Source organism: Loktanella sp. M215, assembly GCF_021735925.1.
Lineage (GTDB): Bacteria > Pseudomonadota > Alphaproteobacteria > Rhodobacterales > Rhodobacteraceae > Loktanella.
This window is the reverse complement of sequence record NZ_WMEA01000001.1, coordinates 2,606,870-2,622,423: the sequence shown is the minus strand read 5'-3', so window position 1 is coordinate 2,622,423 and position 15,554 is coordinate 2,606,870. Positions and strand designations below refer to the sequence as shown.

Genomic DNA, 15,554 nt, shown 5'->3' with positions numbered 1-15,554 from the left:
TCTAGTCGCTGGCGTCGTCTTTGGGAACCCGTTTCTGCAACGCGGCGATATCCTTGAGCATCTGTGGCAACCGCCGCAGCCCTTTTTCCCGCGCGCGGTAGGCGGGTAATTCCATCGCGGGCAGCCCCATGATGAAGCTGCCGTCCTTGACGTTGACATAAAGCCCGGATGCCGCGGCCATCACGACGTCGTTGCCCACCGTGATATGATCCTTGGTCGCGGCGCGCCCGCCCATCACGACCCGGTCGCCCAGAACGCCGGATCCGGCCATCGCGGCCTGACCGCACAGGATGCAATCCTCGCCGATGATGCAGTTGTGGCCGACCATGACGTTGTTGTCGATCTTGGTGCCACGCCCGACCCGCGTCGCGCGAATGGTGCCCGCATCGACGCAGGAGTTCGCACCCAGTTCCACGTCGTCGCCAAAAATCACGCCGCCGAGGCTGTGGATGCGGTGGCGTTTGCCGTCCGCGGGCGGTGTCAGAGGCTCGCGGCCCATCGACTGATAGGCGCGTTCCTCGTTCGACAGGTCGCGCGTGACGTAGGAGAAGCCGTCCGCGCCCACGACTGCGTTGGGCTGCAGGATGACGCGGTGGCCGAAGTGGCAGTTGCGGCCCACGCGCGACCCGGCGTTCAGCCAGCAGTCGTCGCCCAGCGTGCTGCCGGGGCCGATGCTGACGTGCGCGTCGAGGCGACAGCGGTCACCCAAGGTCACGCCCTCGGCCAGAACGACGAAGGGGCCGATGCTGGGATTGGCCCCCACGGTGCAACTGTCGGGGATGATCGCGGTCGGGTGGATGCCGGTCGGCGCCGGGGCCGGGTCGAAGGTCTGCGTCAGCGCCGCCATGGCCAGCCGCGCGCGCGGCACGGTGATCGCGGCCTGCAGCCCCAGCGCCTGCCAGTCGGCACCGTCCCAGACGATCGCCGCCCGTGCCTTGCTCGCGCTCAATGCGTCGGCATAGGCCGGTGACATCGCCAGTGCGAGATCGTCCGCACGGGCGTCGCCGGGCTCTGCCGGGCGGTTCACGGTCAGTGTGGTGTCGCCGAAGGCCGTCGTCCCGAGGGCCTTTGCGATATCTGCGACTGTCAGTGTCATAGGGCCTGCCTCGCGGTCGATTTGCGTCTGGCCCTGATCTAACCCTGAAGGGCGCGCACCGCTACCCCTTCGCGCGCCAGCGCATTCCAGATCGCCGCGTCGCGGCCATAGATGTCGCGGCGGAACTGCAACTGCCCGGTCACGTTCGTGAAAGCCGTGCGGTAGACGATATGGACCGGCACGGGCTCCTTCAAAGTGATCCGGCTTTCGGAACCGGAGTTCAGACGCGCCTGAAACACCGCCTTGGGATCCGACTCCTGCCGGGCCAGCAGGGCGTAGGCGAAATCGAAGGGGTCGTTCAGGCGGATGCAGCCGTGGCTGAACGCGCGGCTTTCCCGGCTGAACAGGTTCTTGGACGGCGTGTCGTGCAGGTAGATGTTGTACTTGTTGGGAAACAGGAACTTCACCAGACCCAGCGCATTGCGCTCGCTCGGCCCCTGCCGCATCGAATAGGGGAAGGTCTTGGCGGTGTATTTCGACGCATTCACCGACCCGCGCGGGATCACGTTGCCGCTGCGGTCGGTGACATCAAGATGGCTGACCGCACCGGAATTGCTTTGAAGCTGCGGCAGGTATTCGTTCACCACGATGGACCGGGGGACATACCAGCTGGGGTTGATGACCATGTATTCCATGACGTCGGAGAACTCTGGGCTTTGGCGGTCGCTTTCGGTCGCGCCGATGACAGAGCGGGTCGAGAAGGTGACGCGGTCATTGTCGACGATGGCGGCGGTAAAGTCGGTCAGGTTGACCCAGATGTGTCGCTGGCCCCGTGGACGGTTCATCCAGCGCTCGCGTTCCATCGCGACGATGACGGACTGCATCCGCCGGTCGAGGGGGACGTTGATTTCCTTCATCGTCTCACCACCGGCACTGCCGTCCACGGACAGACCCATCGACTGCTGGAACCGCTGGACCGCCGCCTGAATGCTGGCGTCATAGGTCTGCGTCGCGGTCCGGTCGAGGAAGCCCATCAGGATCAGCCGGTTGCGCAGATCGACAACCGCCTGCCCGCTGGCACCGGGGGCAAGGCTGCTGGCCTGCACGGTCGGGCCATAGCCGCCTTGCGCCAAAAGACCTTCCATCCGCAGCTTTTCCCGCATCAGGCGGGCGTATTCGGGGCTGCTGGGCGGCAGCGACCGCAGGAAGGCCGCCGGGTTCGACTGGATGAAGGCCTGCAGGGTGCCGAGGGGGGACCGAAGCGGCACCTCGCGCACGATCAGCGGCACGACCTTGGACGGGGTCAGGATGCCGGTCTGCACATCGCGGGCGTAGTGCAGGAAGGCCTGCGACATCGCGACCTCTGCCGCGCCTTGCTGGGCCGGGGTGGCGGCAGCGCGCAGTTGCGCCATCAACTGGTCGGGGTTGTAGCGCGCGACCGGCAGTCCGTGCGCGCCCGCGTCGGCCAGCGCCGTCAACAGGGCGTTGCGGCGGCCCGCGGCGGCAGAGTCGCCGCCGGTCCAGATCCCTTCGAAATCGCGGCCCCGGTAGAAGGTCGCGAGGTTCGTATCGCGCGCGGCCGATTCGGCCACGGCCTGCCGAAAAGCGGTCACTTGCGCCTGCGCGCCGCCCGGCAAGGTCAAAATCAGCACGGCAAGGGTCACGATAAGCGCAATGGCGCGCACCGGGTGGGCAAAGGATCGAGGCAGGTTGGCGAGCGTCACGGTCTTTTCCCCTGAGAAGGCAAATAGGGCCCACATCGCGGGCGTCAGACCGTTTATTCAGGGCTGCAACGGGTGCTGTCCATTCACAATGGCCGCGTCCGACGGTTTAGGGCGGCCTGTTGCACGCCTGCCTACAATGCGCCGCGCCGCCGCCCCATTATCGTGAAATGCGCAGATTCTTGCCGATTTTGTTCGCAGCATGGAACCGATCCGGTTCCGGGGTTGGCGCATTTGTGACCCTGTGCAATAAACTCCTCACATCTGGGGAAAAGATGAAAAGCGCGGGCAATACGCGCAAAACACGACAGACGGGACAGGCACTACCATGACAGATCAGCGTTCAACTGGATTCTCCAGGCGTGGCCTATTGGGTGCGTTCGCGGCAACGGCCCTGGCAACCGCCCCCACCTATTCCAAAGCCGCAGGCTTTCTGCGCGGCGGCGGCGACATTCGCCGCATCAGCATGTACTCAGGCCGGACGGGCGAACGTCTGGATACGATCTACTGGATCGAAGGCGAATACATCGGCGAGGCGCTGCGCGAGATCAACGCCTTCATGCGTGACTGGCGCAACGGCAAGGTCGTCAACATGGACAGCCGCACCGTCGACATCATGGCCGCCTCGCACCGCCTGATGGACACATCGGAACCCTACATGTTGCTGTCCGGCTACCGCAGCCCGGAAACGAACGCGATGCTGCGGCAGAACTCCTCGGGCGTGGCGCGCAATTCGCTGCACATGCGCGGTCAGGCTGCCGATCTGCGGCTGTCGAACCGCAGTGTGGGCCAGATGGCCAAGGCGGCCGCGGCCTGCCACGCGGGCGGTGTCGGCACCTACTCCGGTTCGAACTTCGTGCATATGGATTGCGGCGATGTCCGCAGCTGGCGTGGCTGAACGGACCCGTCCCGATAATCCGGAAACAAAGCGCCTGCGGGCGCTTTTTTCATGTCCCGCTCCGCTTGCGGCAGGCCCCGCAGCGGTGTAAAGCAATCGCACGGTCTTCGGGCCGGTCGCAGGCGGGTATGGTGAAAAGGTATCACGAAAGCTTCCCAAGCTTCAGTTACGGGTTCGATTCCCGTTACCCGCTCCACTCTTCCCTCTGCCGCGCAGGAATATCCCATGACAATTCAACGTATCGAATCCGGTGACCGGATGTCTCAGGCTGTCGTGCACAACGGTATCGCCTATCTGGCCGGTCAGGTCGGCAAACCCGGTGAGGATGCCACCGCGCAGACGACCGCAGTGCTGGCGCAGATCGACCGCCTGCTGGCCCTGGCCGGCACCGACAAGTCGAAGATCCTGACCGCACAGGTCTGGGTCGCGGACATGGCCGACTTTGCCGCGATGAACGCCGTCTGGGACGGTTGGGTCAGCAAGGGCAACGCCCCTGCCCGCTGGACCGGTGAAGCCAAGCTTGCCACGCCCGACTACAAGGTCGAGATCATCGTGACCGCCGTCGTCTGATGACGGCCCCCTACCTGACACCCCTGCACGCGGCCGACCTGAGGGCCGCGGGCATACCAGAGCCGTGGTCCTTTGGCATGGCCGACAAGGTCCGCTTTGGCGAGATCGACGCGTTGCAACATGTCAACAATGCCGTCTATCTGAAGTGGTTCGAAAACCTGCGGATCCTTTATTTCGCAGACCGCGACATCTGGAGCGTGGATGGCAAGCGGCCCAAGGTCGTGCTGCGCAGCATCGGTCTGGACTACATCCGCGAGATCAGGCTGACGGATACCTATATCCTGACCGGCCGGACGACGAAGCTGGGGAACACCAGCTTCACGATGGAATACGCAGTCTGGGTCGACGGGCGGATGACCACCAGCAGCTACGCGGTGATCGTGATGCTGAACGACGACAACACCAAACGCGCGATACCGGATCACATCCGCCAGATGTTCATCGACCGGGACGGGGCGTCACAAAGCTGACCGCACGGGCTGATTACAGTCCGTGCTTTTGCAGGAACCCCACCAGCGCCGCCGTCGATCCGTCCTTGTCAGTGGCGGGCTTGTCGCCCTCGACCACCGGCTGCAGCGACGTCGCCAGTTCCTTGCCCAGCTCTACCCCCCATTGATCGTAGGAGTTGATGCCCAGCACGGCGCCTTCGACGAACACGCGGTGTTCGTAAAGCGCAACCAGCATCCCCAACATCTCTGGCGTCAGCTGCGGATAGGTCAGCGTGACCGAGGGGCGGTTGCCGGGGAACACCCGGTGCGCCGCCTGTCGGTCCAGCTCTGCGCCATCGAATGTGTCGGCCACCTTGGCGCGCGCTTCTTCCAAGGTGCGGCCCATCATCAGCGCCTCTGACTGTGCCAGGCAGTTGGCGACCAGCAACTGATGCTGGTGGTGCAGCGCATCCTCGTGGCCGCGGGCGGCGACGAGGAATTCGCAAGGGATGACCCGCGTGCCCTGATGGATCAGCTGATAGAAGGCGTGCTGGCCGTTGGTCCCCGGCTCTCCCCAGACGACGGGGCCGGAGTTGAAGGGCAGCGCGATACCGTCCATGCTGACGCCCTTGCCGTTACTCTCCATCTCCAGCTGTTGCAGGTAGGCGGGCAGACGCGACAGGTTGTTGTCGTAGGGCAGCACGGCGCGGGTGGCGTGACCGCAGACCTGATTGTGCCACAACCCGACCATGGCCAGCAGGGCGGGCAGGTTTTCGCCCCAAGGGGCGCTGCGGAAATGCCGGTCCATCGCCTGACCGCCGCGCAGGAACGCGCGGAAGGCGTCGGGGCCAATGGCGATCATCATGGACAGACCGATCGGTCCCCACATGGAATAGCGGCCGCCGACCCAATCCGCGAACCCGAAGACGCGGGATGCGTCGATGCCGAAATCCGCCGTCTTGTCGGCGGCGGTGGACAGGGCGGCAAACTGCGCGCCGACGTCGCTGACGCTTTCGCCCATCCACGCCTTGGCAGTGCGGGCGTTGGTCATCGTCTCGATCGTGGTAAAGGTTTTGGAGGCGACGATCACCAGCGTCGTTGCAGGGTCAAGCCCGCGCAGCGTCTGCGCGATATCCGCCGGATCGACGTTGCTGACGAAATGGCAGCGCGGGCCGTCGTGGTAGGGCGCGAGCGCCAGCGTGCCCATCTTGGGGCCAAGGTCGGACCCGCCGATGCCGATGTTGACGACATCGGTGATCGCACCGCCCTGCCCCGTATAGCTGCCGTCGCGCACGGCAGTGGCGAAATCCGACATGCGGTCGAGGGTCGCAAGCACATCCGGCATCACGTCCTGCCCGTCGACCATGACCGCACCCCCATCGAGGTTGCGCAGCGCCGTGTGCAGGACCGCGCGGCCCTCGGTGTCGTTGATGGGCTGGCCGGTGAACATCGCCTCGCGCTTGTCCGCCACACCGGTCTGGTCCAGCAGGCCGATCAGCATGTCCCGCGCCGTGTCGTCGATCTGCGTCTTGGCATAGTCCAGCCGCAGATCGCCCGTCTGGGCGGCAAAGTCACGCGCCCGGTCCGCATCAAGGGTCGCCGCGATCCGACGATCCTTGCGCGCTTCGTAATGCTGTTTCAGGTCTGCGAACATGATCAGGACTCCGCCCAGTGAACGATGGTGCCGGGCAGGATCGCCGCGACGGGGGCTTCGGACGGGGACATGCCGTTGGCGCGCTCCAGCGCCTCGCGCTTGTCGTTGCCCACGATGACGATATGGCGGCTCATGGCCTCGCGCAGCACGCGCGCCGACAGGGTGATCCGCGGTTCCGGCGCGCCGGGGGCGCGCATCGCGACCAGCGTGTCGGTGCCATTCAACGCCAGATCCAGTTGGTCGGCCCCCGGAAAGATGCTGGCCGTGTGCATGTCGGCGCCCATGCCCAGCAGGACCAGCGAGAGCGGCAGTTCGGGCTTCAGCGCCTCTTGCAACTCGGCCAGCTTGTCCTCTGGCGTGGGCGCGTCGGCGTAGAGGGGAACGTAGGTCGCCGCGGCCGCGCGGTTGGTCAGCAGGCGGCGGCGCAGCAGGCGGGTATTCGACCGGTCAGAGGATTCCGGCACCCAGCGTTCGTCGGTCAGCATGACGTGGACGCGGGACCAGTCGAGGTTGGCCGAGCACAGGTTATCAAAGACCGGACCCGGCGTCGTGCCGCCCGGCACGGCAAAGGATACGTGGTCGTGGTTCAACAGCGACTGGCGCAACTCGCTTGCCAGCTTTCCGGCAAGGTCGATCATCATCATCTCGCCGTCGGGATATTCGATCAGTTCCAAGGCCATGGCCCTCCGTTTAGTGCAAGACTTCGGGGTGAGCAGAACACAGACGCGGGCCGATGCCAAACGATGGACGGGCCCGCGTCGGCAGGCATCGGCCTAGGCCTTGATGTCGCGCCACCGTCGGCCGTCGCGGTGCATCAGCATCATGGCGTCCTCGGGTCCTGCGCTGCCCTGGTCATAGATCTTGGGGACGTCGTTGCGCGCCTCCCAGCCGTTGATCAGCGGATCGGTCCAGGCCCAGGCGGCCTCGACTTCGTCACCGCGCATGAACAGGGTCTGGTTGCCGCGGATCACGTCCATGATCAGCCGCTCGTAGGCGTCGGTCGCGGGTTCGGCGTCGTCGCCCAGCGCGTCGGCAAAGGTCATGTCCAGCGGGACATCGATCAGGCGCATGCCCCCCGGCCCCGGTTCCTTGATCGTGACCTGCAGGTCCATGCCTTCGTTCGGCTGCAGTCGGATAGCAAGGATGTTGCGGTGCCGCGCCGTGTCGCCTTCAAAGATCGTATGGCCCAGATCCTTGAACACGACCGCGATTTCGGACGCGCGCGCCTTCATCTTCTTGCCGGTCCGCAAATAGAACGGGGTGTCCGCCCAGCGCCAGTTCGACACGTTCACCTTCATCGCGATGAAGCTTTCGGTAAAGCTGCGCGCGTTTTCAACGTCGGCGCGGAAACTGGGGCTGTCGCCGTTGGCGTCATACTGGCCACGCACGATGTGGTGGCTTTCGACCGGCTGCAGGGCGCGGATGACCTTCAACTTTTCGTCGCGCACCTCGTCGGCGCCAAAGACCGACGGCGGTTCCATCGCGATCAGGCACAGCAGCTGCATCAGGTGGTTCTGCACCATGTCACGCATGGCGCCCGACTTGTCGTAATAGGCCCCGCGCCCGCCGACACCGACGGTTTCGGCCACGGTGATCTGGATGTGATCGACGTAGTGGCTGTTCCACAGCGGTTCGAACAGCACGTTGCCAAAGCGGACGGCCATCAGGTTCTGGACAGTTTCCTTGCCCAAATAATGGTCGATGCGATAGATCTGGCCTTCTGCAAAATGCGTGGCCAGCGTGTCGTTCAGCGCCTTGGCAGAGGTCAGATCGCGACCGAAGGGCTTTTCCACGACGATGCGGCTGTCCGCGTTCGCGATGGCGTAGGTGTGCAGACGTTCCGCCAGATCACCGAAGAGAGAGGGTGCCACCGAGAAGTAGAAGGCGCGCACGACGTTGTCGCGCATCAGGCCTGCCAGTTCCGACCAGCCGCCGTCACCGACCGCGTCGATCGGCACGTAATGCAGGGCGGCCAGAAATTCGCTCAGGCCCTTGGAATCGGTCTTCTCGGATCCGCCGAATTCGGCAACGGCCTCTGCGATCATCTGACGGTAGCCCGCGTTGTCCAGATCGGACCGGGCCGCGCCGATGATGCGGCTGCCCTTTGGCATCTGGCCCGCCAGATAGCGGCGGAACAGGCCGGGCAGGATCTTGCGACGGGCGAGATCTCCGGTGCCGCCAAAGATGACGAGGTCGAATTCATCGACGGGAATGACGCGAGAGACCATGAGAACTCCGGGCAGTGGGGAACGCGTTAGCGCTAACGCCTTGCTGATAGCCAGCGGCACCGGGAAAGTCTAGCGGATGGGACGCCGTTCGTCACCGGTGGCGACCGGAATTCAGCGGTGCCGCAAAAACGGGCGTCACGCTTCCAGTTCGGCATCCCAGTAGAGGTAATCCATCCAGCTGTCGTGCAGATGACCCGGTGGAAACTTGCGGCCGATGTTGTTCAATTCTGCCGCTGCGGGTTGGCGTGGCGGGTGGCGCAGGGTCATGCCGGACTGTTTCAGCAGCTTGGACCCCTTGTGCAGGTTGCACGGGCTGCAGGCGGCGACGACGTTGGTCCAGCTGGTGACGCCGCCGCGCGCCCGCGGCACGACGTGGTCAAAGGTCAGATCGCCACGACTGCCGCAATACTGGCAGCAGAATTCGTCGCGCAGAAATAAATTAAAGCGCGTGAAGGCCACGCGCTTTTGGGGTTTGACGAAATCCTTCAGCACGACGACGGACGGGATGCGGATGCGGGTCGACGGGCTGTGCACCTCTTCCTCATATTCCGAGATGATCGTGACCCGGTCGAGGAAAGCCGCCTTCACCGCCTCTTGCCAGGGCCAAAGCGACAGGGGGTAGTATGACAAGGGCCTGTAATCCGCGTTCAGTACCAACGCGGGGAAGTGTTTCAACGCCCCCGGTTCGCGTACGAATTCCGTTCTGAAATCACCGTCCATCCGCGCCTGCATCCATCTGCTGGCGGTCGGCTGACGGCACCCGTGGCCTGGGGCCGCACCGGCCGCGTCACTAAAACTATATCTGGGGGCTTTGAAAAACCAAGACTTAAATTTGCCCCAGATATCGGTCTTGTGACGCGCGCAGGTAAAGCCTGTGTGACAACCCGCCCCGGACCTAGCCGGTGCGCACCACCGGCACGGCGTCGATCCGCGGGGTCCAGATCGTCGCGCGGGCGCGGCCATCCGCCTTTGCGGCATAAAGCGCCGCATCCGCCCGCGCCATGACCAGCCCCAGCGGTTCGCCACCGCCAGCGGTCAGCACGCCGATCGACATCGTCAATGCAATCAGCCCGTTGCGCCCGGCATCCACCGTCAGCCCGGCGGCCAGCCGGTCGCTAAGCGGCCCGACATCGCTGCCGTTTTCGGGGACGAAGATTCCAAATTCTTCTCCGCCCAGGCGGGCGCAGGTGATTGGGTCGCGGGCGGCTTCGCAGATGAATGTCGCGGCCGCACACAGGCACAGATCGCCAACCTGGTGGCCAAAGCTGTCGTTGATCCGCTTGAAATGATCCAGGTCGATCATCAGGAAGGTGCCCGCGTCGCGCAACCGCCCCGCTTCTGAAATGCGGTCGATAAAGGCGCGGCGGTTCGGCAGGCCGGTCAGCATGTCGGTCGCCGCCAGCGTGATCAATTGGCGTTGCAGCTTCGCCAGATGCCCGATCAGCAGCAACGCCAAGATCACAAAGGGTGCGCCGACAAAGGCGGCATCCCGGGTATTGATCAAAAATCCCATGGATTCCGCGTCGCCATCCAGCGTATCGCGGAGCCAGTTCAGGGCACCGATCGCCAGCAGCAGGCCCAGCAGTTTGAGGGCGAAATCAAACGCGCCCCTTGGGGCGCATATGTCAACCAGCCTGTTCATGTCACGTCCGCCTCTTGCGCCATGACAGAAGAGTATAACGAAAACGGAAATGAAACCCTAATCAATCCATTCCCAGCCGGTCGGCCATGAAGGCGAGCGCCACCTGCAACCCGTCAGGCGCGATGCCGTGGGCGGTCCCCTTCATCACATGGGCAAAGACCTCGGTCCAGCCGGCGCCCTGCAGCGCCTCTGCCGCCAGCGGCAGGGATTGCGGCGGCACCACGTTGTCCTGATCGCCGTGAATCAGCAGCACGGGGGGACGGCTGACGACCTCGTCCACCAGCAGCTCCGGTTGCAGCAGGCGACCCGAGAACGCGACCAGACCGGCGACGGGATCCTCGCGCCGCGGCAGGACGTGCAGCGCCATCATCGTGCCTTGGGAAAAGCCCAGCACCATGACCTGTTCGGGCAGCAGGTCCTCGTCCACCATCAGACCGTCAAGAAAGGCGTTCAGGTCGGCCGCCGCGTGGCGCAGGCCGTCCTCTGACTCCTCCTCGGACGACCCGTCGATCCAGGGGATCGGGAACCATTGGAATCCCATCGGCGCCCCGGCACAGGCCTCTGGCGCGTCGGGTGCGATGAAAAGCGTGTCCGGCAGATGTTCTGCCAGCGGATCGGCCAGCCCCAGCAGGTCGGCCCCGTTGGCGCCATAGCCGTGCAGAAAGACGACCGCGGCGCGGACCTCTCCCGATGCCGGTTCCTTGCGGCCTGCGTTCAATGCGCGTGTCATCGGATCCCCTCGCGTGATGTCATCCTTGCGTAATAGGCCCAGAGCAGCCGTGCCGCAACCGACCGCCACGGCGACCAGTCCTGCGCCATCGCGCGCAGCGCCTTGTCCGTGGGCCGCGTTGGCAGATCGAACAGCATCCGCGCACCTTCCTGCAGGGCCAGATCGCCGGGTGCGATCACGTCGGCGCGGCCCAGGCTGAACATGGCATAGATCTCGGCCGTCCAGAGACCGATGCCGGGGACGCGGACCAGCGTCGCGATGACATCCTCGGTCGGCAGGGTCCGCAGGGCGTCGTAATCAATATCAGCGTCGGCCAGCGCCTGCACATAGCGCGCCTTGGGCCGCGACAGGCCGAGGCTGCGCAAGTCGTCTTCGGTCGACGCCCTGACACGGTCGGGACAGGTCATCCCCGCATCCTGCAGCCGACCGAAGATCGCGCGCGCCGACGCGACACTGACCTGCTGGCCACAGATCGCCGAAACCAGCGCCGGGAACCCGTCGGGCCGCAGGCGCAACGGCAAAGGGCTGCAGTCGCGCAGGGCAGGGGCAAACCGAGGGTCCGTCTCGGCCAGCCACGCCGCCCCTTCGGCCACGCAGGTATCGCCCTGAATGATCCGCCCCGTCACAGGCCCGTGGCCCAGGCAACTGCGGCGTCGACACTGTCGGTCATCGGCGCGTCGGGTGGGTCTGGCCTGCGGATCATCAGCACCGGGATTCCAAGTTCACGCGCCGCCGTCAGTTTCGTACGGCTGGCCTCGCCGCCGGCGTTCTTGACTACGATCCAGTCGATCCCGAGGGCGGCGAACAGGTCCCTCTCGTGCGCGACCGAGAACGGCGGCCGCCCGATCAGGAACTCACCCCCTGCGAAGGGGAACGGCGCCGTCGGCGGGTCGATCTGGCGACAGATCACGCGCCGCCCCGCCAGATTGGCGAACCGGTCGAGGGTCTGTCGCCCGGTGCCCAGAAACACCGTCCTGCCCACCGGGATCAGGTCTGCGGCGTCTTCCTCGCGCGCGATCTCGCGCCAGTCGTCGCCGTCCTCGGGCTGCCAGGCGGGGCGCAGGTGATACAGATAAGGAATGCCGCGCGCGGCACAGACCTGCGCCGTGCGCCGCGTGATGCGGTCGGCAAAGGGGTGTGTCGCGTCAAGCACGGCGGTGATCCCGGCCTGATCCAGATAGGCCACGAACCCCGCCTCTCCGCCAAAGCCGCCGGTCCGGGTCGCCAGCGGCAAGGGCCGCGCCCGCTGCGTGGCACCCGCAAACGAGGCCACCGCCGGGACACCCGCCTGCGCCAGACCCTCGGCGATCTGCCGCGCGTCGCCGGTGCCGGCCAGCAGCAGGACCGTCATGCGCCCGCCCGTGCCAGCACGGCGCCCGCCCGGTCGATCACCACGATGTCGAATGTCATCTCGCCTCCGAATTGCGCATCGACGACCTGCAGCGCCCGGTCGGCCACCGCCTGCGCCAAGGGTGTGCCCGCGATCTGCAGCGCCTGCAAGGCGGTGTTGGCCTCTGCCACCTCCGGGTGACCGCTCAGCGCCGCGAGGACCGCGAAATCCACCTGACTGCGGCCGGAATGCAGGTCCATCGCCCCCTGCGCGAGCTTGGTCAGCTTGCCGATACCGCCGCCGATGGTCACGCGTGGCACCGGGTGCCGCGCCAGATATTTCAGCATGCCCCCCGCGAAATCACCCATGTCGAGCATCGCGTGATCCGGCAGACCGTGCAGCGCCTGCACCGAGGCTTCGCTGGTGGCGCCGGTACAACCTGCGACATGGGTCAGTCCCGCCGCCCGCGCCACATCGATGCCACGGTGGATGGACGCGATCCACGCCGCACAGCTGAACGGCCGCACGATGCCCGTGGTCCCCAGCACCGACAGCCCGCCCACGATCCCAAGGCGCGGGTTCCAGGTCTTCAGCGCGATCGCGGCCCCGCCGGGGATGCTGACCGTGAGCGTCACATCCGGCATCTGCCCGTACAAGGCGGCAAGCGCTGTGACCTGTTCGGTCATCATCTGCCGTGGCACCGGATTGATCGCGGGCTCGCCCACGTCAACCGGCAAACCGGCGCGGGTCACGGTGCCCACGCCGTCACCCGCACGGAATTGCACGCCACCCGCGCCGGCGGCGACCCGCACGACGATCAAGGCGCCGTGCGTCACGTCGGGATCGTCGCCCGCATCCTTGGTGATGCCGACCTCGGCCCAGCCCGGCCCTGCCGCACTATGCGCCACCGCAAAGACCGGCGTCTCGCCCCTGGGCAAGGTGATCTGCACGGTCTGGGGAAACGCGCCGCCCCACAGCCGCATCAGCGCCGCCCGCGTTGCGGCGGTGGCGCAGGCGCCGGTGGTCCAGCCACGGCGCAAGGGGCCTTCGGGTCTGCGTGTCATGGCGCGACACTAGCGGTGGGCGGACCCCTTGGAAATGCCGCATCCCGCGCTTTTCAATGCCCGCCAATCGCGCCATAACCGGGTCATGGCACAGGACCTTTCCCTTCCCGCCCACGACTGGCCCGTGATGCATCCGGGCTGGGTCTGGCTCTGCGGTGCGGGCCCCGGCGATCCGGGCCTGCTGACGCTGCATGCGCTGAACGCCCTGCGGCAGGCGGACGTCGTGATCTACGATGCACTGGTGCAAGAGGCGATCCTCGCCTGGGCGCCACAGGCGACGCACATCTACGCCGGCAAGCGCGGTGGCAAACCCTCCGCCAAGCAGCGCGACATCTCGCTGCGGCTGGTGGACCTCGCGCGCGCGGGCAAGCGCGTGCTGCGGCTGAAAGGCGGCGACCCCTTCGTCTTTGGCCGTGGCGGCGAAGAGGCGCAGACGCTGGTCCAGCACGGCGTCCGGGTCCGCATCATCCCCGGCATCAGCGCGGGCATCGGGGGCCTGGCCTACGCCGGCATCCCCGTCACCCACCGCGACGTGAACCAAGCAGTCACCTTCGTCACCGGCCACGACCAAAGCGGCAACACCCCCGGCGCGCTGGACTGGCAGAGCATCGCGAAAGGCTCTCAGGTCATCGTGATCTACATGGGGATGAAGCACATCGCCCAGATCGCCGGCCACCTGCTGGACGCGGGCCGCAACCCGTCAGAGCCGGTGGCCGTGGTCACCACGGCCACGACACCGGAGCAGCGCGTGCTCGAAACCACCCTCGGCACCGTGGTCGCCGACATCGACGCCGCCGGACTGGAGCCGCCGGCGATCATCTGCATCGGCCGGTCCGTCCTGATGCGGCAGGTCCTCGACTGGCAGGGCATGGCGGCGGGCGAGGCACCGCGCAACCTCGACCCGCTCGGGCGCGGTCTGCCCGCCGAAAGCGCATGACGATCCCTTTCATCTGGCCAGATAAACGTCCGCCAGAGGCACGCCGCGACCGATGCCGGGCCTGATCCTCGCCGCCCCGTCCTCTGGCAGCGGCAAGACCACCGTCACACTCGGCCTGCTGCGCGCCCTGACCCGCGCCGGGATTGCCGTGCGCGGCGCGAAATCAGGCCCCGACTATATCGACCCCGGCTATCATGCGGCGGCGACGGGCCGACCCTGCCTGAACCTCGACGCCTGGGCGATGACACCGCAGGCCATCGCGGCCCGTGCCGCCACGCCGGACCTGCTGGTGATCGAAGGCGCCATGGGCCTTTTCGACGGCGCACCGCCCGACGGACGGGGCGCCACAGCCGATCTGGCGCGCCTGCTGGATCTGCCGGTTGTGCTGATCGTCGATGCGGCACGCATGGCGCAGTCCATCGCCCCGCTGGTCGCGGGCTTCGCCCGGCACGATCAGTCCGTGCGCATCGCGGGCGTGATCCTCAACAACGTGGGATCGGATCGCCACGGCACGATGCTGCGGCGGGCGCTGGCCGCCATCGACATGCCCTGCCTCGGCACCCTGCCGCGCAGCACAGATCTGGCGCGCCCCGCACGGCACCTCGGGTTGCATCAGGCGTCAGAGGATCCGGACCTGAACGCCTTTCTGGACCGTGCCGCAGACTGGATCGCCGATGGCTGCGACATGGCGGCGCTGATGGCCTGCGCCACCGCCCTGCCGCAGGCCCCGGCGCATGTCCAACCACCGCCGGCGCAACACATCGCCATTGCGCGGGACGCCGCGTTTTCGTTCCTCTATCCGCACCAGACGGCCGAATGGCGCGCCGCCGGTGCGCAGATCACCTTCTTCTCTCCCCTCGCGGACGAGACGGTGCCGCAGGCGGATCTGATCATCCTGCCCGGCGGCTATCCAGAGCTTCACGCCGCCCGGATTGCAGCGGCAAGAACTTTCATGAATAGCCTCAGGAATAGCGCGCAAAATACCCATATCTTTGGAGAATGTGGCGGCTACATGGTGCTTGGCGACGGCCTGACGGATGCCGACGGGCACACCCACCACATGGCCGGACTGCTGCGCCTCGAAACCTCTTTCGCGCAGCGCCGCCTGCATCTGGGTTATCGCCACCTGACCGCCGCGTCAGGACCCTTTGCGGGTGACTGGCGCGGTCACGAGTTCCATTATGCAACGACCGTCACAGCACAGGGCGACCCCCTGTTCGCCGCGACCGATGCGGAAGGCACGGCCTTGCCGCCAATGGGCCTGCGACTGGGCCGTGTCGCGGGGTCTTTCGCCCATCTGATCGACCGGGCATAAG

16 protein-coding genes and 1 tRNA gene are annotated in these 15,554 nt (G+C 66.2%); 6 read left to right on the top strand and 11 right to left on the bottom strand.

The genetic code is table 11. The features are described from left to right. Position 1: 1 nt before the first annotated feature. Together GLR48_RS12875 and GLR48_RS12870 are read right to left on the bottom strand one after the other, a co-directional pair. Positions 2 to 1,096 carry a UDP-3-O-(3-hydroxymyristoyl)glucosamine N-acyltransferase gene (locus tag GLR48_RS12875; RefSeq protein ID WP_237062038.1) on the bottom strand — a complete coding sequence of 365 codons (1,095 nt, stop codon included), beginning with the start codon at positions 1,094 to 1,096 and terminating at the stop codon, positions 2 to 4. A gap of 38 nt (positions 1,097 to 1,134) precedes the next feature. Further along, positions 1,135 to 2,760, bottom strand: coding sequence for a L,D-transpeptidase family protein (locus GLR48_RS12870; protein ID WP_442915792.1), 1,626 nt, complete (start codon positions 2,758 to 2,760; stop codon positions 1,135 to 1,137). Positions 2,761 to 3,085: 325 nt separating this feature from the next. On the opposite strand from GLR48_RS12870, the gene GLR48_RS12865 reads away from it, so the two are divergent. The 4 genes from GLR48_RS12865 to GLR48_RS12850 all read left to right on the top strand — a co-directional run bounded on the left by GLR48_RS12865 (position 3,086) and on the right by GLR48_RS12850 (position 4,695). Then, positions 3,086 to 3,655, top strand: a complete 570-nt coding sequence (locus GLR48_RS12865) for a YcbK family protein (protein ID WP_237062036.1) — start codon at positions 3,086 to 3,088, stop codon at positions 3,653 to 3,655. A gap of 122 nt (positions 3,656 to 3,777) precedes the next feature. Beyond that, positions 3,778 to 3,851: transfer RNA gene (locus GLR48_RS12860), tRNA-Gly, on the top strand. A gap of 29 nt (positions 3,852 to 3,880) precedes the next feature. Then, complete coding sequence (locus GLR48_RS12855; RefSeq protein WP_237062035.1) at positions 3,881 to 4,225, top strand: RidA family protein; 345 nt, start codon at positions 3,881 to 3,883, stop codon at positions 4,223 to 4,225. Next, positions 4,225 to 4,695, top strand: a complete 471-nt coding sequence (locus GLR48_RS12850) for an acyl-CoA thioesterase (RefSeq protein ID WP_237062034.1) — start codon at positions 4,225 to 4,227, stop codon at positions 4,693 to 4,695. Before GLR48_RS12855 ends, GLR48_RS12850 begins: the two co-directional genes overlap by 1 nt. Positions 4,696 to 4,708: 13 nt before the next feature. Here the strand turns inward: GLR48_RS12850 and pgi are convergent, their stop codons facing one another. From pgi to GLR48_RS12805, 9 genes are all read right to left on the bottom strand, one after another. Beyond that, entirely contained in the window at positions 4,709 to 6,307 is a 1,599-nt protein-coding gene (pgi, locus tag GLR48_RS12845; protein ID WP_237062033.1) for a glucose-6-phosphate isomerase, read from the bottom strand. Between the two features lie 2 nt (positions 6,308 to 6,309). Continuing rightward, positions 6,310 to 6,981 (bottom strand): 6-phosphogluconolactonase, encoded by a 672-nt coding sequence (gene pgl, locus GLR48_RS12840; protein WP_237064541.1) that lies wholly within the window; start codon positions 6,979 to 6,981, stop codon positions 6,310 to 6,312. Positions 6,982 to 7,080: 99 nt separating this feature from the next. Then, entirely contained in the window at positions 7,081 to 8,535 is a 1,455-nt protein-coding gene (gene zwf / locus GLR48_RS12835) for a glucose-6-phosphate dehydrogenase (RefSeq protein ID WP_237062031.1), read from the bottom strand. Between the two features lie 135 nt (positions 8,536 to 8,670). Continuing rightward, positions 8,671 to 9,255 carry an HNH endonuclease gene (locus GLR48_RS12830; protein ID WP_237062024.1) on the bottom strand — a complete coding sequence of 195 codons (585 nt, stop codon included), beginning with the start codon at positions 9,253 to 9,255 and terminating at the stop codon, positions 8,671 to 8,673. Positions 9,256 to 9,430: 175 nt separating this feature from the next. Then, the gene (locus GLR48_RS12825; RefSeq protein ID WP_237062020.1) at positions 9,431 to 10,177 is read right to left on the bottom strand and encodes a GGDEF domain-containing protein; all 747 of its coding nucleotides are present in this window, start codon (positions 10,175 to 10,177) and stop codon (positions 9,431 to 9,433) included. A 61-nt stretch (positions 10,178 to 10,238) separates the two neighbouring features. Beyond that, positions 10,239 to 10,907, bottom strand: coding sequence for an alpha/beta hydrolase (locus GLR48_RS12820; RefSeq protein WP_237062016.1), 669 nt, complete (start codon positions 10,905 to 10,907; stop codon positions 10,239 to 10,241). Next, a complete protein-coding gene (locus GLR48_RS12815; protein WP_237062014.1) occupies positions 10,904 to 11,533 on the bottom strand; it encodes a DNA-3-methyladenine glycosylase family protein in 630 nt (209 codons plus the stop codon). The genes GLR48_RS12820 and GLR48_RS12815 overlap by 4 nt, the downstream gene beginning before the upstream one ends. Next, positions 11,530 to 12,258 (bottom strand): cobalt-precorrin-6A reductase, encoded by a 729-nt coding sequence (locus GLR48_RS12810; protein WP_237062009.1) that lies wholly within the window; start codon positions 12,256 to 12,258, stop codon positions 11,530 to 11,532. The genes GLR48_RS12815 and GLR48_RS12810 overlap by 4 nt, the downstream gene beginning before the upstream one ends. Continuing rightward, positions 12,255 to 13,301 (bottom strand): cobalt-precorrin-5B (C(1))-methyltransferase, encoded by a 1,047-nt coding sequence (locus tag GLR48_RS12805; RefSeq protein ID WP_237062008.1) that lies wholly within the window; start codon positions 13,299 to 13,301, stop codon positions 12,255 to 12,257. The genes GLR48_RS12810 and GLR48_RS12805 overlap by 4 nt, the downstream gene beginning before the upstream one ends. Before the next feature lie 85 nt (positions 13,302 to 13,386). Between GLR48_RS12805 and cobA the strand changes: the two genes are divergently transcribed. Together cobA and GLR48_RS12795 are read left to right on the top strand one after the other, a co-directional pair. Then, entirely contained in the window at positions 13,387 to 14,238 is an 852-nt protein-coding gene (gene cobA, locus GLR48_RS12800) for a uroporphyrinogen-III C-methyltransferase (RefSeq protein ID WP_237064540.1), read from the top strand. 52 nt (positions 14,239 to 14,290) lie between these two features. Then, positions 14,291 to 15,553 (top strand): cobyrinate a,c-diamide synthase, encoded by a 1,263-nt coding sequence (locus GLR48_RS12795; RefSeq protein ID WP_237062006.1) that lies wholly within the window; start codon positions 14,291 to 14,293, stop codon positions 15,551 to 15,553. The last annotated feature ends 1 nt before the right edge of the window (position 15,554 follow it).